General features: G+C 54.4%; 22 protein-coding genes. 10 read left to right on the top strand and 12 right to left on the bottom strand.

What is annotated here, in order from left to right:
- Positions 1 to 141: 141 nt before the first annotated feature.
- Both AC13H5_RS12785 and AC13H5_RS12780 read left to right on the top strand, forming a co-directional pair.
- Positions 142 to 1,998 carry a heavy metal translocating P-type ATPase gene (locus tag AC13H5_RS12785; protein ID WP_483546561.1) on the top strand — a complete coding sequence of 619 codons (1,857 nt, stop codon included), beginning with the start codon at positions 142 to 144 and terminating at the stop codon, positions 1,996 to 1,998.
- Between the two features lie 59 nt (positions 1,999 to 2,057).
- Positions 2,058 to 3,014 carry a F510_1955 family glycosylhydrolase gene (locus AC13H5_RS12780; RefSeq protein ID WP_483545959.1) on the top strand — a complete coding sequence of 319 codons (957 nt, stop codon included), beginning with the start codon at positions 2,058 to 2,060 and terminating at the stop codon, positions 3,012 to 3,014.
- Between the two features lie 37 nt (positions 3,015 to 3,051).
- Here the strand turns inward: AC13H5_RS12780 and AC13H5_RS12775 are convergent, their stop codons facing one another.
- From AC13H5_RS12775 to AC13H5_RS12765, 3 genes are read right to left on the bottom strand one after another with little or no spacing between them, the layout of a single operon-like run.
- Positions 3,052 to 4,446: a sensor histidine kinase gene (locus AC13H5_RS12775; protein ID WP_483545958.1), complete on the bottom strand. Its 1,395-nt coding sequence runs from the start codon at positions 4,444 to 4,446 to the stop codon at positions 3,052 to 3,054.
- Positions 4,443 to 5,120, bottom strand: a complete 678-nt coding sequence (locus tag AC13H5_RS12770) for a response regulator transcription factor (protein ID WP_483545957.1) — start codon at positions 5,118 to 5,120, stop codon at positions 4,443 to 4,445. Before AC13H5_RS12770 ends, AC13H5_RS12775 begins: the two co-directional genes overlap by 4 nt.
- A gap of 54 nt (positions 5,121 to 5,174) precedes the next feature.
- Positions 5,175 to 6,623, bottom strand: coding sequence for a UDP-N-acetylmuramoyl-L-alanyl-D-glutamate--2,6-diaminopimelate ligase (locus tag AC13H5_RS12765; RefSeq protein WP_483545956.1), 1,449 nt, complete (start codon positions 6,621 to 6,623; stop codon positions 5,175 to 5,177).
- 175 nt (positions 6,624 to 6,798) lie between these two features.
- On the opposite strand from AC13H5_RS12765, the gene AC13H5_RS12760 reads away from it, so the two are divergent.
- On the top strand, positions 6,799 to 7,302 hold the full coding sequence (locus AC13H5_RS12760) for a DUF305 domain-containing protein (protein WP_052090174.1): 504 nt from the start codon (positions 6,799 to 6,801) through the stop codon (positions 7,300 to 7,302).
- 13 nt (positions 7,303 to 7,315) lie between these two features.
- Here the strand turns inward: AC13H5_RS12760 and AC13H5_RS12755 are convergent, their stop codons facing one another.
- The 3 genes from AC13H5_RS12755 to AC13H5_RS12745 form a co-directional block, all read right to left on the bottom strand.
- Positions 7,316 to 7,519, bottom strand: a complete 204-nt coding sequence (locus tag AC13H5_RS12755; RefSeq protein WP_483545955.1) for a hypothetical protein — start codon at positions 7,517 to 7,519, stop codon at positions 7,316 to 7,318.
- A 323-nt stretch (positions 7,520 to 7,842) separates the two neighbouring features.
- Entirely contained in the window at positions 7,843 to 8,823 is a 981-nt protein-coding gene (locus AC13H5_RS12750) for an aldo/keto reductase (RefSeq protein ID WP_483545954.1), read from the bottom strand.
- A gap of 13 nt (positions 8,824 to 8,836) precedes the next feature.
- Positions 8,837 to 9,082, bottom strand: a complete 246-nt coding sequence (locus AC13H5_RS12745; protein WP_483545953.1) for a hypothetical protein — start codon at positions 9,080 to 9,082, stop codon at positions 8,837 to 8,839.
- Between the two features lie 157 nt (positions 9,083 to 9,239).
- Between AC13H5_RS12745 and AC13H5_RS12740 the strand changes: the two genes are divergently transcribed.
- Positions 9,240 to 10,121, top strand: a complete 882-nt coding sequence (locus AC13H5_RS12740) for an AraC family transcriptional regulator (RefSeq protein WP_483545952.1) — start codon at positions 9,240 to 9,242, stop codon at positions 10,119 to 10,121.
- Positions 10,122 to 10,266: 145 nt separating this feature from the next.
- Positions 10,267 to 11,103: a Cof-type HAD-IIB family hydrolase gene (locus AC13H5_RS12735; protein ID WP_214753766.1), complete on the top strand. Its 837-nt coding sequence runs from the start codon at positions 10,267 to 10,269 to the stop codon at positions 11,101 to 11,103.
- 21 nt (positions 11,104 to 11,124) lie between these two features.
- Here AC13H5_RS12735 and AC13H5_RS12730 read toward each other — a convergent pair whose 3' ends face one another.
- Positions 11,125 to 11,559, bottom strand: coding sequence for an Rrf2 family transcriptional regulator (locus AC13H5_RS12730; protein WP_483545951.1), 435 nt, complete (start codon positions 11,557 to 11,559; stop codon positions 11,125 to 11,127).
- A 147-nt stretch (positions 11,560 to 11,706) separates the two neighbouring features.
- On the opposite strand from AC13H5_RS12730, the gene AC13H5_RS12725 reads away from it, so the two are divergent.
- Both AC13H5_RS12725 and AC13H5_RS12720 read left to right on the top strand, forming a co-directional pair.
- A complete protein-coding gene (locus AC13H5_RS12725; RefSeq protein ID WP_483545950.1) occupies positions 11,707 to 12,567 on the top strand; it encodes an SDR family oxidoreductase in 861 nt (286 codons plus the stop codon).
- Between the two features lie 155 nt (positions 12,568 to 12,722).
- A complete protein-coding gene (locus AC13H5_RS12720) occupies positions 12,723 to 12,899 on the top strand; it encodes a hypothetical protein (protein ID WP_167491749.1) in 177 nt (58 codons plus the stop codon).
- A gap of 36 nt (positions 12,900 to 12,935) precedes the next feature.
- Here the strand turns inward: AC13H5_RS12720 and AC13H5_RS12715 are convergent, their stop codons facing one another.
- Positions 12,936 to 14,462 (bottom strand): methyl-accepting chemotaxis protein, encoded by a 1,527-nt coding sequence (locus AC13H5_RS12715; protein WP_483545949.1) that lies wholly within the window; start codon positions 14,460 to 14,462, stop codon positions 12,936 to 12,938.
- Positions 14,463 to 14,575: 113 nt separating this feature from the next.
- Positions 14,576 to 15,250, bottom strand: a complete 675-nt coding sequence (locus AC13H5_RS12710) for a TVP38/TMEM64 family protein (protein ID WP_233004713.1) — start codon at positions 15,248 to 15,250, stop codon at positions 14,576 to 14,578.
- Positions 15,251 to 15,429: 179 nt separating this feature from the next.
- Between AC13H5_RS12710 and AC13H5_RS12705 the strand changes: the two genes are divergently transcribed.
- Complete coding sequence (locus tag AC13H5_RS12705; protein ID WP_483545948.1) at positions 15,430 to 17,139, top strand: methyl-accepting chemotaxis protein; 1,710 nt, start codon at positions 15,430 to 15,432, stop codon at positions 17,137 to 17,139.
- A gap of 40 nt (positions 17,140 to 17,179) precedes the next feature.
- On the opposite strand, the gene AC13H5_RS12700 is transcribed toward AC13H5_RS12705, so the two are convergent.
- The gene (locus AC13H5_RS12700; protein WP_483545947.1) at positions 17,180 to 17,602 is read right to left on the bottom strand and encodes a DUF1801 domain-containing protein; all 423 of its coding nucleotides are present in this window, start codon (positions 17,600 to 17,602) and stop codon (positions 17,180 to 17,182) included.
- Complete coding sequence (locus tag AC13H5_RS12695; RefSeq protein ID WP_215189518.1) at positions 17,602 to 17,958, bottom strand: DUF2200 domain-containing protein; 357 nt, start codon at positions 17,956 to 17,958, stop codon at positions 17,602 to 17,604. The genes AC13H5_RS12700 and AC13H5_RS12695 overlap by 1 nt, the downstream gene beginning before the upstream one ends.
- Positions 17,959 to 18,100: 142 nt before the next feature.
- Here AC13H5_RS12695 and AC13H5_RS12690 point away from each other — a divergent pair, with 142 nt between their 5' ends.
- Positions 18,101 to 18,553 (top strand): MarR family winged helix-turn-helix transcriptional regulator, encoded by a 453-nt coding sequence (locus tag AC13H5_RS12690; RefSeq protein ID WP_483545946.1) that lies wholly within the window; start codon positions 18,101 to 18,103, stop codon positions 18,551 to 18,553.
- A gap of 11 nt (positions 18,554 to 18,564) precedes the next feature.
- Positions 18,565 to 19,083 (top strand): spermidine/spermine N(1)-acetyltransferase, encoded by a 519-nt coding sequence (paiA, locus tag AC13H5_RS12685; protein WP_483545945.1) that lies wholly within the window; start codon positions 18,565 to 18,567, stop codon positions 19,081 to 19,083.
- Here the strand turns inward: paiA and AC13H5_RS12680 are convergent.
- Positions 19,058 to 19,744: a haloacid dehalogenase type II gene (locus tag AC13H5_RS12680; RefSeq protein ID WP_483545944.1), complete on the bottom strand. Its 687-nt coding sequence runs from the start codon at positions 19,742 to 19,744 to the stop codon at positions 19,058 to 19,060. The two genes, paiA and AC13H5_RS12680, sit on opposite strands and share 26 nt — an antisense overlap.
- Between the last annotated feature and the right edge of the window lie 10 nt (positions 19,745 to 19,754).

Here is a 19,754-nt window from a genome sequence, read left to right as displayed (position 1 = left end):
TCACACCACGCGTCATCTCATCATGAACACGGAGAAGCGCATGACTCGCACGCCGGCGGACATGAAGGGATGATTGAAGAGTATAAGCGTCGATTCTTCGTCTCGTTAGGACTGACGATCCCGATTCTCATCTTGTCGGATATGATTCAAGAGTGGGCCGGGTTCGAACTTACGTTTCCTTATGAGAAGGAGACGCTATTCGTGTTGGCGACGATCGTGTACGTCTACGGGGGCTGGCCGTTTTTGAAAGGGAGCATCGATGAGCTGCGTCAACGAAATCCCGGGATGATGATGCTGATTGGACTTGCCATCAGCGTCGCGTACTTCTATAGTGTCGCCATCGTGTTCGGGTATGGACAGGGGCATGATTTCTTTTGGGAGTTGGCGACGTTGATTGTGATCATGTTGCTCGGGCATTGGATTGAGATGCGTTCCATCATGGGCGCCTCGAACGCGTTGCAACAGCTCGTTCGACTCTTGCCGAGTGTGGCGCACCGCATCAACGGGAGTGACATCGAAGACGTTCCCGTCTCGGCGCTCGCTGCGGGGGATTTGATTCTCGTCAAGCCGGGCGAGCAGATCCCTGTCGACGGGGAGTTGCTGAAAGGACGGACGACGGTCGATGAGTCGATGCTAACGGGTGAATCGATGCCTGTCGAGAAAGAAACGGGAGATGTCGTCATCGCCGGGTCGATCAACCAGGAGGGCAGTATGACGATCGCAACGACGAGCACGGGGGAGAGCACATACTTGTCGAAAGTCATCGACTTGGTCAAAGAAGCGCAGGAATCCAAATCGAAAACGCAAAATTTGGCCAATCGGGCCGCCAAGCTGTTGTTCTATATCGCCGTCGGGGCGGGTGTGCTGACGTTCGTCATTTGGCTCGCTCTCGGTTACCCGGTCAGTATGGCCATCGAGCGAATGGTCACCGTCATGGTCATCTCGTGTCCGCACGCGCTCGGTCTCGCATCTCCGCTCGTCGTGGCGGTCTCGACGGCACTTTCCGCGAAGCGAGGGCTATTGATTCGAAACCGGACCCAGTTCGAAGAGGCACGTCATCTCGATGCGGTCATCTTCGATAAGACGGGCACGCTGACGCAAGGCGATTTCGGGGTGACGGACATTGAAGCCGCATCCTCGTATACGAACGATGAAGTGTTGCGTCTGGCTGCCGCCGTCGAGACGGCGTCGCAACATCCGCTCGCACGAGGGATTCTTCGCGAAGCGGAAGAGCGAGGTTTGACGTTACCTGAGGTCGTCGATTTCGACTCCATCACCGGCGTCGGTCTAGAAGGTCGCGTGAATGGGGCACACGTTCAAGTCGTCAGTCCTCGTTTTATTCGCGAGCACGAGCTCTCGATCGATGAAGCGGCGTTCGATCAGTTGTCCGCCGCCGGCAAGACCGTCGTCTTCGCGCTTCGCGACGGAGAGTTGGTCGGCATGATCGCCTTGGCGGACATGGTTCGCGATGAAGCGAAAGAGACGGTCCGAGCGTTGAGAGAGCGCGGTGTGCGCTCGATCATGCTCACCGGAGATAATCGAAAAGTGGCTGCTTGGGTCGCGTCGCAACTTCACATCGATGAAGTGTACGCAGAAGTGCTACCGGATGATAAATCACGGCAAGTCCAAACCGTCCAAGCCGATGGCAGCAAAGTGGCGATGGTCGGGGACGGCATCAATGATGCACCGGCTTTGGCCCAAGCGGACGTCGGCATTGCCATCGGGAGCGGCACCGACGTCGCCATCGAGACGGCTGATATCGTCCTCGTCCGGAGCAACCCGAAAGACGTGCTATCGATTCTCGACTTGTCTCGCAACACGTACAACAAGATGATTCAAAATCTCTGGTGGGCCGCCGGCTACAACATCGTCGCCATTCCGCTCGCAGCGGGTGTGCTGGCACCGCTCGGCATTCTCTTGTCCCCGGCCGTCGGTGCCGTGCTCATGAGCCTCAGTACGGTCATCGTCGCGCTCAATGCCCGGACGCTCAAGCTTTAACAATTCTTTCATTTTTAGTCTCTATAATGAGTAGGATGCTAAAAATGGAGGGAACTAGAATGAAACGAAAGCTATTCGTACCGATGTTCGTGACGACCGTATTACTTGCCTCGTGCGGTGCGGATCCGACAGAGAATCAGACCACTGCACCGGTTGTTGAGAAAGAGAAATCGACAACCGAACAGACGACAGATCGCTGGGAAGCGACAGCAGCAGGCACCGCCGTTTCCCATATTCACGGTGCCGGTTTTTGGCAAGACGGACGCCCGGTCATCGCGACGCATACGGGACTGATGGAATTCAGGGAAGACGGCTGGTACGAGTTGTCGTCGAACCGGCATGACTATATGGGCTTTGAGCTCGTCGCGGACGGCTTTTACGCGAGCGGTCACCCGGCGCAGGATTCGCCGTATAAGAATCCGCTCGGCGTCGTCCGTGGAACCGAGAAAGGCGAGACGCTCGAAATTCGTTCGCTAGAGGGCGAGGCCGATTTTCACTATATGAGTGCGGGCTTCGAATCCGAGAGCCTTTACGTGTATTTAGAACAAGCGACAAAAGAGCTCGCGCCAGGTTTTTATCGTTCGCTCGACGGCGGTGTCTCGTTTGAGTCGATGAAGATGGACGGGATCGAAGGTCGTGGCATCGCCGGTATCACGGCCGATGCGAGCGAAGCGAAACGTGTCTTCGTCTATGGACCGGATGGCATCCTCGTTTCAGACGACGGGGGAGATACGTTCGAACCGTTCAATGATCAAGGGAATATCGTCACCATGACCGCGGCAAAAGGACGACTGGCGTATATCGCTAAAACAGGTACCTCGTTCGATCTTGTGGTCTCGGATTTGACCGACGAGACGGAGACGTCCGTCGACTTGCCGTCGATGAGCGCTGACAACGTCCCGATTGAACTCGTGATGGAAGCGGAACGATTGTTGCTGGCGACGTCGGACAACAGTGTGTACGTCTTCGAAGACGAGGGATGGACGCAACTGTTGAAAGCGGGGAAGGTGAACTGAAAAAATGGTCGGCGCCTGAGTCAGGGGCCGGCCATTTTTAGTGGAGTGGAAGCGTGATGGTAAACGTCGTCCCAGATTGGTCGGAGGCGACGGTCAACGTGCCGTCATGCAGACGAATGATTTGATGGGCGATGGCGAGTCCGAGGCCACTGCCTCCTGTCCGACGGGAACGTGATTTTTCGACCCGATACAGACGATCGAAGATGTAAGGCAGGTCCTCTTGTGGGATGCCTTTCCCGTCATCTTGAATGGTGAAATGAAGCGACTCATCCGCAAGCTGCATATCAAATCGGACGTGGCGTGCCTCGCTGTGTTCAATCGCATTGTGGGCGATGGAACGGAACACTTGTAAGATTCGACTTCGGTCCAACTGAAGGATGACGTCTGTTGCGCCGCAATCGGTCTGAGTTTTGAAGGCGATCGGCGTCACCCGGAACATCGTATCGAGCACTCTGCGTAAGTCTTCGCATAACTCACCTGCAGGCACGGTTTCGCGATGCAACGTGAACGTGTTCTCATCCAACTGGGCGAGTTGGAATGCATTTTCGACGAGTTCCGTCAGCGCTTGGCTCTCCTCAAGAATCGTTTGAATCGACTGTTCTTTTAACGGTCCTGGTGTTTGTGGTTTTGACGCGATCTCGGCATAGCCTTGCAGATACGTGAGCGGCGTCTTGATCTCATGGGCGAGGTCGGATAAAAATTGATTGCGCTCTTTACGAAGACGAACGAGTTCGAGCGACATCGCTTCAATCGAGCGGGCAAGTTCCCCGATCTCGTCTTCTCGAGTCGTCGGAAGCGTTAACGTTTCAGGATTCGTCAGTACGTTCTCGGTGGCTCGGCGCAACAGCTGGATCGGATTTGAAATCAAACGGCTCAGCAAAACGAACGTCAAAACGGTGATGACGAGCGCGATCCCTGTGATGTAGAGAAATCGGAGTTGGAGGCGATGGCTGATCTCGTGAATGATCTCGGTCGGGAGAAACATATACACATATCCGAAGCGGGTGTCGTCTTCCATGGCGTCAATCGGGGTCCGCACCGCGAGATACGGTTCGTTCTCCCAATCATTTTCGAGCACGATCGTTTCATTCATGTCCTCTCGGCTCGCTTCATCTTGAACGAGCGTCGCGAGCGGGTCGGGAAAGCGATTGGACGTCTGCAAAATCGAATGGTCGGGAGCGGTGATGGCGACTTTCGTATCGGTCTCACTTTCCATCGTCGCGACATGACCGATCGTCTCGGCATCAAAGCTCATCGAGAGTACGTTCGCATGACTCTCGGCCCGCGACTCGAGGCGATCGATTTCTTCGACGACGCGCTCACCGAGCAACGTGTGGTAAAGCAGTAAGAACAAGACACCTTCAATCAGCAATGTCGTCAACAAAAAAATCAGGCTGATTCGGAACGGGAGGCTGTTGCGTCGAAACGTCATGAGTCCGCCCGCTCCTCGCTCCAGCGATACCCGCGGCCCCACACCGTCTTCAAATAGTCGTCAATTGGGAAGCCGGCCTCGCCGAGTTTGTCACGGATCATACGGATATGGGCGTCGACCGTGCGCGGGTCCGATTCGGACGAATAAGGCCACACCAAGTCATATAAATCCATCCGGTTGTACAACCGGTTCGGATGTTGCAGAAACAACTTTAAGATGGCCGTCGCTTTTGGCGTCATGACGACTTCTTGCTCTTGATACAGGATGCGTCCGCTCGCTTCTTCATAGCGTAATTGTCCATAATTCACATTCGTGACGCGGCTCCGACGTAACACCGCACGAATCCGGGCCAACAACACGTTGCCTTCGAACGGTTTCGTGACATAGTCGTCAGCCCCGGCGTCCAATCCACGGATTGTCGTCTCGCTATCCGAGCGGGCCGTCAATAAGACGACGGGTAGTTCGGCGTCGAGCGCTTTGATTTGGCGACACAACGTGATCCCGTCGACACCGGGCATCATGATATCTAACATGACCAAGTCCGGACGTGCGGAAAGTAGCTCCATGGCTTCTCGTCCGTCCGCGGCCTCGATGCAAGTGTAGCCGTCCCCTTCGAGGAATAAGCGGAGGAGCCGTCTCATTTTCACTTCGTCATCGACAATCAAGATGTTCATCTGTTGTCCCCCTTTTGTTTTCGTCCATCGTTCCTACCAATTTCGAGAGTCGTGCTACGTTCTCCTTGTAAAGAACTGTCGGACAAGCTCCGATTCGTCGAACGGCACGAGGACGTCTTCGATGCGCTCGACGCGGTCATGTCCTTTCCCGAACAGGACGCCACAGTCATAGTCTACCATCCGCTCACAGAAGAAACGGATGGCTTCTTCGCGCTCGTCGAAACGGGCGAGTTCGGTAGACTGTCCATCCGCTAAATCGTCAAGGATTTGCTGGGGATCTTCATGGCGCGGGTCATGGACCGTCAAGATGAAGTCGGCGCCTGAAACAGCGACCACGTCGGTCATCATCCGACGTTTCATCCGGTCTCGCTCACCGGCAGCACTGAGCAACACGAGCACGCGAGCGTGACGGGCCGTTAGCGACGTCACGACTTTTTTTATGGCATCCGAGGTGTGCCCGTAGTCGATATAGACTGGTGTCGTGATGCCCGTCACTTTCTCGAGTCGACCGCTCGGCAAGCTCAAGTTCGAGAGGTGGGGGACAATCTCTTTTAATGAAACACCGGTTTGAAGAATGATACTGATCGCACATAACGTGTTGTCGAGGTTATAGTCTTCTTGGAACGGGAGTGCAGACAACGTCGTGTTTCCGTCCATACGAATCGCAAAATGGTCATCTTCTGTCTGACCGAATAAGTCGGCTGTAGACGAAGAACGACTAAACATGAACTGCCTCGCGTGAGGTGGTGCGACGGACCGCATAAGCCCGTGATACGGGTCGTCACCATTGACGATGCCACAACCCGCATCCGATAATTGCGCGAACAATTGGGCTTTCGTGTACGCATACGTCTCCATCGTGCCGTGGTAGTCCAAATGGTCGTGAGACAGATTGAGAAACGAGGTCGTCTTGAATGACAAGTTCGCGGTACGTCCCTCCGCAATGGCTTGTGACGAGACTTCGATCAGACAATCCGTCATGCCGGCCTCGACCATGGTGTGGAGGTGGCGGTGGATGGTTAGCGAATCGGGTGTCGTGTTCGGTGTCTCGAACGTCTGACCGGCATAGGTGATACCGAGTGTGCCAATCAAGCCGGCGGATATGCCGAGTCGGTCGAACAGTTGATGTGCCAGGGCGGTCGTCGTCGTTTTTCCGTTCGTCCCGGTGACGCCATGAAGACGAAGTTGCGTCGATGGATGGTCATAGAACGCACTGGCGAGTTCAGCTAAAGCGTGTTTCGTATCTTTACAGTAGATGACAGGTACTCGGGCCTCAATCGGACGTTCGGCGATGATGGCGACGGCCCCGTTGTGGATTGCCTCGTTCACGTAGTCATGGCCGTCATGTCGATACCCTGATATACAGATGAATAAAAAATTTTGTTTAATTTCTTTGGAGGAGAAGGAAATGCCTTCAATCATCGTTTCGGCAGGATTGTCTAAATACGTCCATGTCACAAGCTGTTTCAGCTCTGTCAACAGGTCTTGCAGGTTTTTTAACACGTCTTGATGTCTCCTTTGTCGGCAAAGTCCATTTTGACAGTATAGCCCCTGTTTGTGAAAAAGAAGTGAAATGGTAGGAACGCTCGCTCGACGAGATGGACCATAAGGTTTTAACGAAAAAAGAATAGGCAAAGGAATACGTAGAAGCAAATAAATAGAAAGGCAGGAGAGAACAATGAAACCTTATGCGAAATTCGGAGTGATGATTCTTGTGTCGACGTTCCTCATGTATTGGCTCATGTATTTGAACGTGTTCCAACTCGATCACATCTTCTTCAGTCAGACGCGTCTGTACATGGCGCTCATCATGGGCTCGGTCATGGCGTTCGTCATGCTGCTGTTCATGTGGGGCATGTACAAGAACAAGAAGCTGAACGCTGTCATCTTAGGGGTGAGCGCACTCGTGTTTGGACTCTCACTATGGCTCGTCCGAAGTCAGACGACGGTCGATGACGTCAGTTGGATGCGAGCGATGATCCCGCACCACTCGATTGCCATTTTGACGAGCGAACGAGCGGAGATCGAAGACCCGCGCGTGAAACAGTTATCAGAAGAGATCATCAAAGCGCAAGAACGAGAAATTGCCGAGATGAAGCGATTGATCGAAGAGCTAGAACAAGAAGAAGAGGAAGCGAAAGCGGCTGAAGAAGCCGAAGCGCAAACAAAAGCGGCCGAATGATCGGCCGCTTTTGTTATGTGTCGGTAGGGAGTTGTGTCTCAATCAAGTCGACGGCAATCGTCAACGCCTGAATGCGACGTTTGGCGAGCGTCAGTTGCGCCTTGTAACGGGCGGGTTCGTCTTTTGCTTCGAGCGTTTTTACCGTCTCGTTCAGTTTGTGGAGGATTGAATCGATTTGTCGTTTCGCTTCCGTTAGTTCTATTGCGGAATACTCCATGTGTCCTCCTTAAGGGTTTTCATCCAGTATACATAAGAAAAAACCGAGGCGTCAGCCCCGGCTTAGCGTGCTTGCGGTATATAATTTCTAGTACGGCGGTTTGTCGAGCGCGGAGCGACGAGTAAGAAAATTCCTAACATCACCCATACGGTCAAACATTCGTTACGACCTTTTTTGTTTGCTAGACGAGAGGTTCATTCACAATCGAGAAGTCATTCAGCTGGGAGGCTAGCGCGTCTACTTATGTTGTACGTCCTGAAATAGATTTGCTAAAACAGTCCGAGACAATCCGGAGTGTGAGAAGTGCATGTAGAAACAGCAAATCAAATCGCACCGACGACCGCATGCGGCACGTACGGTTCTTCGAGTGAAGCAATCTCGTCCGCCGTCAGCGTGACAGTCAAAGCACCGACGGCTTCGTCCAAATGACGTGCCTTCGTGGCGCCAATGATTGGAGACGTGATCGTGTCTTGTTGAAGGAGCCAGGCGAGGGCGACTTGGGTTCGGGTGATCCCCCGCGTCTCAGCGATGGCGGCGACCCGCTCGATGATGAGCCGATCGGCGTCCATCGTCGCGTCATACTTCGAACGTTGAATCACGTCCGTCTCAGAGCGGTGGGTCACGGTCAATAGGTCGCGGGTCAGGCGTCCCGAGGCGAGCGGACTGTACGGTGTGACCCCAATTTTCTCTTCCCGACAAAGCGGCAACATTTCACGCTCTTCTTCGCGATAAATCAAGTTCAAATGGTTCTGCATCGACACGAACCGGGTCCAGTTGTTTCGTTCCGCCACGTGGAGCGCTTTTTGGAACTGCCAGGCGTACATCGCCGATGCACCGATATAGCGGGCCTTCCCGGATTTTACGACGTCATGGAGCGCCTCCATCGTCTCTTCGATTGGTGTGTCATAGTCCCAACGGTGGATGATATACAGATCGACGTAATCGGTGCCGAGCCGTTTCAAGCTATGGTCGATTTCCGACAGAATCGCCTTCCTCGACAAGCCGCCACCGTTCGGACCGTCGTGCATTCGACCGTGAACTTTTGTTGCGAGTACGATCTCGTCCCGGTTCGCATAATCCCGAAGCGCACGTCCGACGTATTCCTCGCTCGTGCCTTTTGAGTAGATGTTTGCCGTGTCAAAAAAGTTGATACCGAGGTCGAGTGCTTGTTTGATGATTGGGCGAGTCGCCGCCTCATCGAGTACCCAGTCGTGAATCCATCGGTTCGCGTCGCCAAAGCCCATACAGCCAAGACAGAGCCTTGAGACATCAAGTCCCGTATTGCCAAGTTTTACGTATTCCATGAAAATGCCTCCTTCAAAGTTGATACGTGGAGAGGAATCGTTCGAACTCATCCACGGCGCTGTCGTCGTTGACGGTCAATCGTAATTCGGTATGTGTGCCGATCGGAAGCGCTAGCGCCTCGACAAGTGCCTCCGGCGTCGGTTCGAGTCGGAATGAATCGAGCCGAATCGCCACGTTATGGGCAAGTGCGAAATACGCACAACGGGTGAGCAATGTCGCGAAGCCACGTTCGACCGTCACGTGATACGTCTTTTCCATGTCGATTCCCCCTCCTTTGCCACCAGTATGACGCGAGATGTGGGTCGAGCGTTAGCGCGTTCATGTCGTGTTTTTGCCTAATCCTCTCAACAGGTTGGACAGGGCTCGTCCAAGAAAACAATCTACCGTATACTGAAGGGGAGAATACAGAGGGAGGGTGAACGACATCGAGACACGACTGCAACTGATTGACGTCATCACACGACACATACCGGGGGACGGGGTGCATCCGACGATCGTCCCGGCGATGACGTTCATCCATGAATCGATGGTGACCGAGCCGATCACTCGCGTCAATGAACCGTCATTTTGCCTAATCCTGCAGGGTGGGAAAGAGATGTTGTTCGGCGACGAGCGGCTCGTCTACGAAGGCGGGCATTACCTCGTCGCCTCGGTCGACTTGCCTGTGACGGGCCAAGTGACGAAAGCGAGCGCAGACGTCCCATACGTGGCGCTGAAACTCGAGTTGACGATTGACGACTTGATCGATGCCGTCGGGCACGTCGAGCTGACCGAACCGCGTGACGTGAGGCGGGGCATGTATATCGCCGATGCCGACGAGGCGTTGTTCGATGTCGCGCTCCGCCTCGCCCGTCTCGTCGACACACCGGATCATGTGGCACTCGCACCGCTCTATAAGCGCGAACTCCTGTATTGGGTGGCGCAAGGGTCGAACGGGGAGATACTGCGGCAGTTGGCGTTCGAGGGGAGTCAGGCGTTCCGGATCAAGCGCGTCATCGACCACATCATCGCGAACTTCAACGAGACGATTCGGAGTGAAGAGTTGGCCCGCGTCGCCAATATGAGCGTCTCGACGCTCCACCGTCATTTCAAGGAAGTCACGGCGATGAGCCCGCTCCAGTTCCAAAAGCAGTTACGGCTCCAAGAGGCGAGACGGTTGTTGCTCATGCAGGCGACGGACGTGGGCGAGGCGGCGTTCCAGGTCGGCTACGAGAGTCAATCGCAGTTCAGCCGCGAGTATGCCCGGTTGTTCGGGCTGTCACCACGGGCCGACGTGCGCCAACAACGACAGCTTTGACAAAGGAAATGCGCGAGCGGTATGCTTGAGGGGAAAATCGTATACATCAGGATTGTTACTGAATCATCAGGCAAAACCTAAACTGGGCGCACATGTTGCGTCTGGTTTAGGTTTTTCTTGTTTTCAGGACAAAAAGGAGGATATTATGCAACACATCATCTTTTTAGACGTCGACGGCACGCTCGTCGATGACCACGGCAACATCCCGGAATCGGCCAAAGAGGCCGTCCGGGAGGCGCGACAGAACGGCCATCTCGTCTTCTTATCGACCGGGCGCTCGAAGGCCGAGCTGTTCTCGGATATTCTCGACGTCGGCTTTGACGGCATCATCGGGGCAGCCGGGGGCTACATCGAGCTCGAGGAGGAAGTGCTGTATCATCAACAAGTCTCCGTCGATGATTTGAGTCACCTCATCTCCTTCTTCACGGAACACGGCATCGACTTCTATCTCGAGTCGAACGACGGTCTGTTCGCCGGCGGCAACGCCAAGGCACGGGTGGCGACGATGATTGACGAGTTGATGGCGAACAATCCGGAGGCAAGCGCGACAATCGAGCGCGGTTTAAAGCCGTTTCATGACGCGATGATGGAAGGGGTCGACCTCGTCCGTCCCGATGTGAACAAAATCTCGTTCCTCGGCTCATCCGTCCCGCTCGACGTCATCCAACAAGAGTTCGCATCTCGCTTCACCGTCATCCCGAGCACGGTCGCCGTATTCGGGGCCAACAGTGGGGAGCTGTCCATCCCGGGCGTAAACAAAGCGACGGCGATTGCGACGCTGCTCGAACATCTAGGTCTCGAGCGAGCGCAGACGTTCGCCTACGGGGACGGGTTGAATGACATCGAGATGCTCGAATATGTCAAGGTCGGTGTCGCCATGGGCAACGCCAAGCCCGAGGTCAAGCGCGTCGCCGACGACGTGACGGACGCGTGTGATCAAGACGGGCTTGCGAACAGTTTCAAAAAGTATCGACTCATCTAAAAAAAGCCAAGCAACCTCTCTTCAGGTTGCTTGGCTTTTCGTGGTGACATCGTTCACGACATCGGCGAGGGTCACATGCTTCAACACAGACTCCATCGCCGATTGGGCGTGGATAAAGATTGGTTCGATCGTGGCTTGGATATGTTGGCCGACGGGGCACGCTGGGTTCGGGTTGTCATGGATACTGAACAACTCGTTCTCCTCGACGACACTGACGGCGCGATAGACGTCATAGAGCGAAATCTCGGTCAAGTCTTTCGTCATTTTGGCTCCGGCGACGCCAGGCTTCACTTCAATCAAGTGGGCCTTCTTCAACATGGCCATGATTTTTCGAATCAAAGCCGGGTTCGTGTTCACACTGCCGGCCAAAAAGTCAGACGAGGTGACGCCGTCCTTGTTGACCTCGATCAACGTCAGGATGTGAATGCCGACCGCGAAACGGCTACTGATGGACATAGGCTACCACCTTTCTGCACAGTCGTGTAAGTGAATTGGTTACATCTTCAGTATAACAGGGAACAAACAATTGACAAACGAAGATGCTGTAACTATGATGATTACATGTAACCAATTCAATTACAGGCTAAAGGGAGGAAATGATTTATGAAATATTTAGTCACAGGTGCGACCGGAAAACTCGGTTCGAAAATTGTCGATGTGTTGCTCAAATCGGTACCCGCAAGTGAACTCGCGGTCAGTGTCCGCAACCCTGAAAAAGCAGAAGCACTGAAAGCGAAAGGGGTCGATGTACGACACGGCGACTTCGACAAGCCGGAGACGCTCGATGAAGCGTTCAAAGGTGTCGAACGATTGCTCATCATCTCGGCGGACGGCGACAACGACACGCGCATCCGTCAACATGCGAACGCCGTCGAGGCGGCCGAGCGCGCAGGAGTATCGTTCATCGCCTATACGAGTCTCGCCGATGCGACAGAGAGCCAAAACCTCATGGCACCGCCACACGTCGAGACGGAAGGCGCAATCGAACGGACGGGGATCCCGCATGCGTTTTTGCGCAACAACTGGTACTTAGAAAACGAACTTGGCAGCATCCAAGGCGTGCTCGCCGGTGCACCTTGGGTGACGGCTGCCCGTGACGGGAAGGTTGGTTGGGCGCTACAAGAAGATTACGCTGAAGCGATCGCGAACGTCCTGATGGCAGACGATTTCGAGCAAGACATCTTTGAATTGTCAGGTCCGCTCCATACGCAAGCCGAACTCGTCGAGGCGCTCAGTGAAGTGCTTGGCCGTGAAGTGACGCTCCAAGAAGTGAGTACTGACGCTTATGCTGGCGTCATGCGCGGCGCTGGTGTGCCGGAAGGAGCGATTCCAATCGTCGTCGGCATTCAAGACAGTATCCGCAACGGCTCGCTCGAAGTCGAGTCGAATGATTTCGAGTTGGTACTCGGTCGTCCGGTGACGCCGCTCAAAGAGGCGCTTCAAAAGCTCGTATCAACGTTATAAACGATAGTGACGTCACGTTTTCGAACATCGAGAACGTGACGTTTTTTGATGAGTATTAGTGATTTGTCTTCACATATTTGTGCACACGTCATCCCCCATCCGGTATACTAACAATAAATGGATAATCATAGATGTACATAGGAAGGATCGATTACATGAAAAATATGATGTTCTTAATCGGCGTTGTCCTCGGATTAGGATTATTGTTCGGGCTGAGATATGAATTCAATGTCATCGGGGATATGGGCTTTAGAATCGCAGCCATCCTCATGCTCGTATCGGTACTCATCATTCGGTCGACTGCAAAAATCTCTTTCTTTAGCCATTCATAAAAACAGATCGCGAATTCGAAATTCGCGGTCTGTTTTTTAGTTCGCTCGGGCTTCGAGCTGACCGGTCACGTCTTCTAACGTGCTCGCGGTCGAGGCGAGGCGGTCCGACATGTGGCTCAACTCTTTTTGGATGGCGACTTGTTCCTCGGTCGCGGCGGCGACGTGTTGAATCTGTTGCTGCAGTTCGCTCGCCGCTCGTTTTGTCGTCGCGAGGCGCGTCTCGAGTGTCTCCATTTGAGATGTCACGCGTTGACGCGTCTCTTGAATCGAACTGATTTGACCATCGATCTCGGAAACGTCCTCGGTCAAGCGGTGGAAGACCGCTGTCACGTCGGCCGAGACGATTTGACAGTTCTCGGTCGCACGTTTGAACAACTGTGCCGAATCGCGGACGACGATCGTGTCATCCATCAGTCCGCCGAGGACGCGTGTCATCTCGGCTGCATAATCTCTGGACTGGACGGCGAGCTTGCCGACCTCAGAAGCGACGACGGCGAAACCGCGCCCGGCATCACCGGCCCGTGCGGCTTCAATCGAGGCGTTCAAGGCGAGCATGTTCGTCTGGTCGCTGATTGTCTCGACGTGTTGCAGGATGGCTTGAATCTCGGTCGATCGGTTCGACATCGTCGCAACGACACGTTCGAGCCGCTCCGATTCGCTGATGATTTCTTCGACTTTCGTCTCCATCCGTTGCATGTCACTGTTCCCAGCGATGGCATCGGACGCGATGCGTGACGAGGCGGCAGCCGTCTGGGCCATCCGTTCTTGGATGAGAGCGGTAAGGGAGCGAATCGATTGAATCTCATCGGCCCCATGGTTCATCGACGTCTCTTGCTCGGTCGCGTGGGCGACAATCGGATCGACGGTGACGGCGATTTGTTCTCCAGACTCGAGCGACTGGTTGGCGGCCGTCTCGAGCTCGGTCGCATGGTTTTTGAGTGTCATGACGAGTTGACTCGCATCGGTGACGGCTTGCTTCAGCAAACGACGGGTCTCGTCTTCCTGTGCTTTGACACGCGACGACTCAAGGTTACGGAAGTGGATCTGCGCGATGAGCACGGCGCTCAGTAAGATGAGGTAGACCGCATGAACGAGCAACAAGCTGAACGGATAGTCGGCCGTCCCGCAGATGATCTCGGGGACCAAGAAATAGCCGGCGAGATGTTGTACGGCGAAGATGACGGTACTGTAGACGATTAAGTCGATACGACGCATGAACGACAGAATCGCCAAGACGACGAAAATCGAGAAGTGATATTCGACGAGCCCTTGCCCGCCGGCGACGGTCGAGATGCTCGAAAACGTGAGCGTGAGCATCATCAAGTGCGGGAACAGCTGTGGTTTCACACGTTGGCTGACGACCATGGCGATCAATAGCACAATCGGAACGGCGAACAGGACCCATGTCGCGATGGGATATGCGTAACCGACGGCACCGTTTCGGAGCACGGTGTACGTATAGGCAAAATCCGTGAAGCGGTGGAGCAGATGGACGGTGACAGACGTAAGGACGATAACGAACGTGGTGACGAGCATCAATTGATTGCGTTTTTCAGAACTCATTCAGATTCCTCCTGATAATAGGTCGATATAGCTACTCATTTATCGTCCGATTGGCCCGAATGTTTATCGTTTTTACACGCCGACATAAAAAAAAGAGAAGCGATTGCGCTTCTCTAGTCTGACGTGAGCCCGAGCCACCGTTTGACGGGTTCCCGGAAATAGTAGGTGACGCCGATCAACGTGACGAAGACGAGGGCGGCGATGACGACCAAGGTGATGCTTCCCGAGGCGAGACTCGCACCGAGAAAACTGTAAGCGAGTGTCCCGGGAATCATGCCGAGCACGGTCGCCAGGATAAACGACTTGAATTTGACTTTGGCAATCCCGCCGGCGTAACTGAGTAAATCGAAGCTGACGAGCGGGATGAGCCGCAAAACAAACACGTATAGAAAACCACGTTGCTCCATCTGCGTGAACAGCTTCTCCGACCACGGATAGCTCTCGACCTTGAGCACCGAACGGCCGAACAGTCGGGCCATGACGTACCCGGTCACGGCCGCCGCCGTCGCCCCGAACAAGATATAGAGGACGCCAGGCCACACCCCGAAGGCGAGACCGGCCCCAAGTGACAATACCGACGTCGGCAAGAAGATGATTGGGCCAATCGCATAGATGAGGAAGAAGACGACCGGACCCCACCAGCCGAACGACAAGACGACGTCACGGACGTCAGACGGGCGAAGCTCATAATGGAAGTGCGTGATATAGAAGATGCTCCCGAACACGGCGAGCATGAGACTGAGTTTGAGCCAGCGTGGCACGGGAATCATTCCTTTCGTATCGATCATTCTTTTATTTATCGTAGCGCATTTTTCGTCTGAATGAAGGTGAGCCAGCTTACAAATGGGTGCTGAATGTGCTGATAAGCAGGTAACGGCGCTGAAAATGGAAACTTAGGTCAACGCATGTGCGATCACGCTTCACGTGAACCTGCTTTCCTACGATAAAGCAGATAGGGGGGATGATCATGAAGAATTTAAATATGTCTAAAAAATTTACGGTACTTATCACCGTGTTCATCGCAACGCTCGTCATCATCGCGGCGCTCAGTCATGTCTTGATGGGACGGATGGCCGATGCGGGGGAAGAACTATATGAAGAGCGGTTGCTGCCGATTCGGGCGCTCGGTCAGATACGGACGGACAACCGTGCGCTTGAAGGTTATGTACTCGAGTTGATGTTGGCAACCGAAGAAAGTCGTAACGCGGAACTCCAAGAAAATATTACGGAGCGACGAGACAGCATGGTCGAGAATTTAAGGTTGTTCAATGAGAACTTCGCTTCGACAAATGTTGACATGCAACAACAGGTCGCAGATTTGAATACTTTGATTACGACGTATTTGGAACGGGTTGATATCGTCTTGCAACCGGCAATCAGAAACGAGAATACGGCAGCCTATCGCCAATATGTCAGCGAGCTACGCCCAATCCGCCTCGCGCTCGTCGAAACAGCCACGGTCGTCATGGATGGAATCAATCAAGAAGCGGAGACGGCCAGTCAGACGATGCAGGAAAATCGTTCTCAGTCGGTACTCGTCTTCTGGGTGCTCGTCGCCATCGGGGCGCTCGTCTCAATCGGGCTCGGAATCTACATTACGCGTCTCATCGTGCGACCGGTCCGTGAGTTAAATGGACTCATGAGCCGAGCCGGTGAAGGAGACTTGACGGTCGACAGCACCTACACGTCACGTGACGAGATCGGCTCGCTCGCGGTGTCGTTCAATCAGATGAAAGACAACCTGCGTGACTTGATCAGTAACGTCACGTCGACGGCGGGCCGCGTCGCGACGTCATCGGACGATTTGAAATCGAACGTCGAAGAGACGACGAAAGCGACGGAGATGGTCGCCGTCACGATGGAAGAGATTGCATCTGGATCGCTCCGTCAATTGACGCGGGTGAAAGAATCGAACAGCACATTGACCGAACTGACGAACGGGATTCATCACGTCTCGAATAGCGCCCAACATATGACGGAGTTGTCGGACGGGGCACTCCAAAAAGTCGGGACGGGCAATGAGTTGATTGAGACGCTCGAGTCCCAGCTCGAGGCGATGAACGAGAAAGTGAAAGCGTTGCAGACGGTCATCGGTCAACTCGACGTCCGCTCGCAAGAAATCGGCAGTATCACCGGTACAATCTCCGGTATCGCTGAACAGACGAACTTGCTCGCCTTGAACGCGGCCATCGAAGCGGCGCGGGCCGGCGACCACGGACGAGGCTTCGCTGTCGTCGCCTCAGAAGTGCGGAAGCTCGCCGAAGAGTCGGCGATCGCGACGAAACGGATCTCCGGTTTGATCGGGGACACGCAGACGGAGACGAAACAAGCCGTCCAGACGATGCACGTCGTCGAGAGCGAGATGGGCCATAGCGTCACGAACGTCCAACAAGCGGGCGATGCGTTCGAGGATATCAAGCGGGCAATCGAAGAAGTCGGACAAAAAGTCGAGGAAGTGTCGGGCGCCGTTCAAGAGATGGCAGCCGGGGCGACCGAGATTTTGACGTCCGTGAACGAGATCCAAGGCATCACCGAGACGACCGCGACCGAAACCGAGAACACCTCGGCGGCGACGGAAGAACAGATGGCGTCGATGGAAGAGATCACGGCCTCGGCCCAAGAACTGTCGAACATGGCAGATGAGATGCGTCAAATGACAAATAAATTTATCGTCTGACAAACGAAAGGCAGGTCGAGAAAAAATCGACCTGCCTTTTTTAGCGTGATTCGTACGTAGCAATCCATTGCTCCGGCGTCATCTTCGAGACGAGCTCGCCAATCAAGTCGTACGGGATATGCTTGACGTTGCCGAAGCGGATACAGCTCTTGCCCATGTTCAATTTCGTCGGCACTTGTGCGGCGTAGGACTCCTCGAACCAGCGGAGCAGTTCCGGGTCACTATAGACGCCCATATGATACACGGCGACATGGTTCTTCTGGGCGATGACGCTCAAGAACGGGAGTGGGGTGCCCGGCGTGACGTGATACCCGGACGGATACGTCGATAGCGGGACGACATAATGGATGCCGTTCCCGTCGGTCGTCTTCTCGAACCCGGCCGGTAAGTTCGTATCGATGACGTCAATTAAACGGATGAAAGCGTCGAGCCGCTTGTCATCGACGAGTGTCGTATAGTCCATCAGACGTCGCCTCCTCGTAAAATCTTCGCCATTGCCTTGCCTTTGGCGAGTTCATCGACGAGTTTGTCCAAGTAACGGATTTCGCGCATGAGCGGCTCCTCGACGTTCTCGACGCGGACGCCACAGACGACACCTTTAATCAAGGCGCGGTCCTCGTTCATCTTGGGTGCGGTGGCGAAGAATGTGTCGAAGTCGACCTCGGCTTCAAGTTGACTTTCAAGCCCGGCCTCGTCATAACCGGTCAACCAGCGGATGATCGTATCGACTTCGTCTTTCGTCCGGCCTTTCCGTTCGGCTTTCGCGACATAGAGCGGATAGACGCTCGCGAAGCTCGTCGTGTAGATGCGGTGTGCCATGAGATCCCCTCGTTTCGTGGAATGATACCTTTATTTTCTCACATAATCTAAGCTCATATCTAAAATACTTTTTGTTGCAAATGCAACTAAATGGATTATACTAAACGTAACATATTGTAAATACAACAATCAGGAGGATTGTATGAGAGACCAGTTGCGTGAAATCGGGATGATTGCCCGTGCCCTCGACTCGATCAGCAACATCGAGTTCAAAGAGCTCGAGCTGACGAAAGGGCAATATCTGTATTTGGTCCGGATTTGTGAAGAGCCGGGCATCATTCAAGAGAAGCTCGCCGAAATGATTAAAGTCGACCGGACGACGGCGGCGCGGGCGGTTCAAAAGTTGGAGACGAACGGGTTGATCACGAAGCAGGACGACCCGCACAACAAGAAAATCAAGCGGCTCGTCCCGACTGAACGGGGCAAGGCGCTGTACCCGGTCATCATCCGCGAGCATGAGCATTCGACTAACGTCGCGCTCGCCGGGCTGAGTGACCAGGAAGCCGAGCAGCTGCTCCGGCTATTGAAGCGGGTCCGCCACAATATCGAAGGGGACTGGGACGCGGTGAAGAAAGGAAAGAAACGAGACTACTAGGGGGAACGAACATGATCACCATCAAAGCTTGCACAATCGAAGACGTTGACGCACTTCGCACCATCAGTATCGAGACGTTCACGGAGACGTTCGAGGCCGAGAACGATCCGGCGCATCTGGCCGCGTATCTCGAGCGGGCGTACAACGTAGCGCAACTTAAAAAAGAGCTTTCGAATCCGGACTCACAGTTCTTCTTCGCCATACTTGACGGGGAAGTGGCTGGTTACTTAAAAGTGAACGCCAACAACGCCCAGACCGAGGCCATGGGCGAAGAGGCGTTCGAACTCGAACGGATTTATGTGCGACGCACCTTCCAAGGAAGCGGTGTCGGCAAGGCGTTGTACGACCAGGCCATCACGTGCGCAGGTGAACTGAACAAACGTGAAATCTGGCTCGGTGTCTGGGAACATAACCATAAGGCACTCGCCTTTTACCGAAAGCACGGCTTCGTCCAGACCGGGGCGCACACGTTTTATATGGGCGACGACGCCCAAGTCGATTTGATTATGGCCAAGCCGCTTCGTCCGTGACCCATTCCAGTATCCCGGACAAGTCCTCATAGACGGCGTCAGGGGCCAGGTCGGGCATATCGATCGGTTTGCCGTCGCGGTTGATCCAGGCCGTATGGAACCCGAAGTTCTTCGCACCGGCGATGTCCCATCCGTTCGAGGACAGGAACAGCACCTCGTCCCGCTTCAGCCCGCTGTTCTTGAACCAGTGCATGTAGGCGGCCGGGGACGGCTTGGCTTGTTTGATGCCGTCGATGCTGACGAGTTCATCGAACAGGTCGGTGAACCCGGCGTTGTGGATGAGCGCCTCGAGCATCGCATCCGTCCCATTCGAGAGAACGATGGTCTGTTTAGGTTGCAGCTGTTTCAACACGTCCTCGACTTCTTTGTACGGCGACAGCTCCGCATATGTCGCAATCAATGCGTCCTCGGTCTCGGTCGTCCATGTCACTTCGGCCGCCGACAAGGCATACCGGAGCGCGTCACGCGTGACGACAGAGAAGTCCTCATAGCGCCCCATGATGTGGCGGGTAAAGAAGTAGTCGAGCTGTTTCGTCCGCCACGCTTGGCTGATTTGGTCACCTTTTCCGGGGAACTGTTCGTCACACGCCGCCTTGACGGAATGGACGTCGAACAAGGTCCCATAGACATCGAACACGAACGCTTGAATCGTCGGTTTCATCAAATCCCTC

The sequence above is a fragment of the Exiguobacterium sp. FD-YE-25-4 genome (genome assembly GCF_057004685.1).
The sequence above is the reverse complement of the archived record's forward strand: the minus strand, read 5'-3'. Positions and strand labels throughout refer to the sequence as shown.

Coding starts and splice junctions, on each gene's coding strand:
- AC13H5_RS12705 (WP_483545948.1), top strand. CDS start 15,430: ATGAAGAATTTAAATATGTCTAAAAAATTTACGGTACTTATCACCGTG.
- AC13H5_RS12770 (WP_483545957.1), bottom strand. CDS start 5,120: ATGAACATCTTGATTGTCGATGACGAAGTGAAAATGAGACGGCTCCTC.
- AC13H5_RS12745 (WP_483545953.1), bottom strand. CDS start 9,082: ATGGAAAAGACGTATCACGTGACGGTCGAACGTGGCTTCGCGACATTG.
- AC13H5_RS12690 (WP_483545946.1), top strand. CDS start 18,101: ATGAGAGACCAGTTGCGTGAAATCGGGATGATTGCCCGTGCCCTCGAC.
- AC13H5_RS12710 (WP_233004713.1), bottom strand. CDS start 15,250: ATGATCGATACGAAAGGAATGATTCCCGTGCCACGCTGGCTCAAACTC.
- AC13H5_RS12735 (WP_214753766.1), top strand. CDS start 10,267: ATGCAACACATCATCTTTTTAGACGTCGACGGCACGCTCGTCGATGAC.
- AC13H5_RS12785 (WP_483546561.1), top strand. CDS start 142: ATGATTCAAGAGTGGGCCGGGTTCGAACTTACGTTTCCTTATGAGAAG.
- AC13H5_RS12695 (WP_215189518.1), bottom strand. CDS start 17,958: ATGGCACACCGCATCTACACGACGAGCTTCGCGAGCGTCTATCCGCTC.
- AC13H5_RS12750 (WP_483545954.1), bottom strand. CDS start 8,823: ATGGAATACGTAAAACTTGGCAATACGGGACTTGATGTCTCAAGGCTC.
- AC13H5_RS12760 (WP_052090174.1), top strand. CDS start 6,799: ATGAAACCTTATGCGAAATTCGGAGTGATGATTCTTGTGTCGACGTTC.
- AC13H5_RS12780 (WP_483545959.1), top strand. CDS start 2,058: ATGAAACGAAAGCTATTCGTACCGATGTTCGTGACGACCGTATTACTT.
- AC13H5_RS12725 (WP_483545950.1), top strand. CDS start 11,707: ATGAAATATTTAGTCACAGGTGCGACCGGAAAACTCGGTTCGAAAATT.
- AC13H5_RS12680 (WP_483545944.1), bottom strand. CDS start 19,744: ATGAAACCGACGATTCAAGCGTTCGTGTTCGATGTCTATGGGACCTTG.
- AC13H5_RS12775 (WP_483545958.1), bottom strand. CDS start 4,446: ATGACGTTTCGACGCAACAGCCTCCCGTTCCGAATCAGCCTGATTTTT.
- AC13H5_RS12730 (WP_483545951.1), bottom strand. CDS start 11,559: ATGTCCATCAGTAGCCGTTTCGCGGTCGGCATTCACATCCTGACGTTG.
- AC13H5_RS12715 (WP_483545949.1), bottom strand. CDS start 14,462: ATGAGTTCTGAAAAACGCAATCAATTGATGCTCGTCACCACGTTCGTT.
- AC13H5_RS12755 (WP_483545955.1), bottom strand. CDS start 7,519: ATGGAGTATTCCGCAATAGAACTAACGGAAGCGAAACGACAAATCGAT.
- paiA (WP_483545945.1), top strand. CDS start 18,565: ATGATCACCATCAAAGCTTGCACAATCGAAGACGTTGACGCACTTCGC.
- AC13H5_RS12720 (WP_167491749.1), top strand. CDS start 12,723: ATGAAAAATATGATGTTCTTAATCGGCGTTGTCCTCGGATTAGGATTA.
- AC13H5_RS12700 (WP_483545947.1), bottom strand. CDS start 17,602: ATGGACTATACGACACTCGTCGATGACAAGCGGCTCGACGCTTTCATC.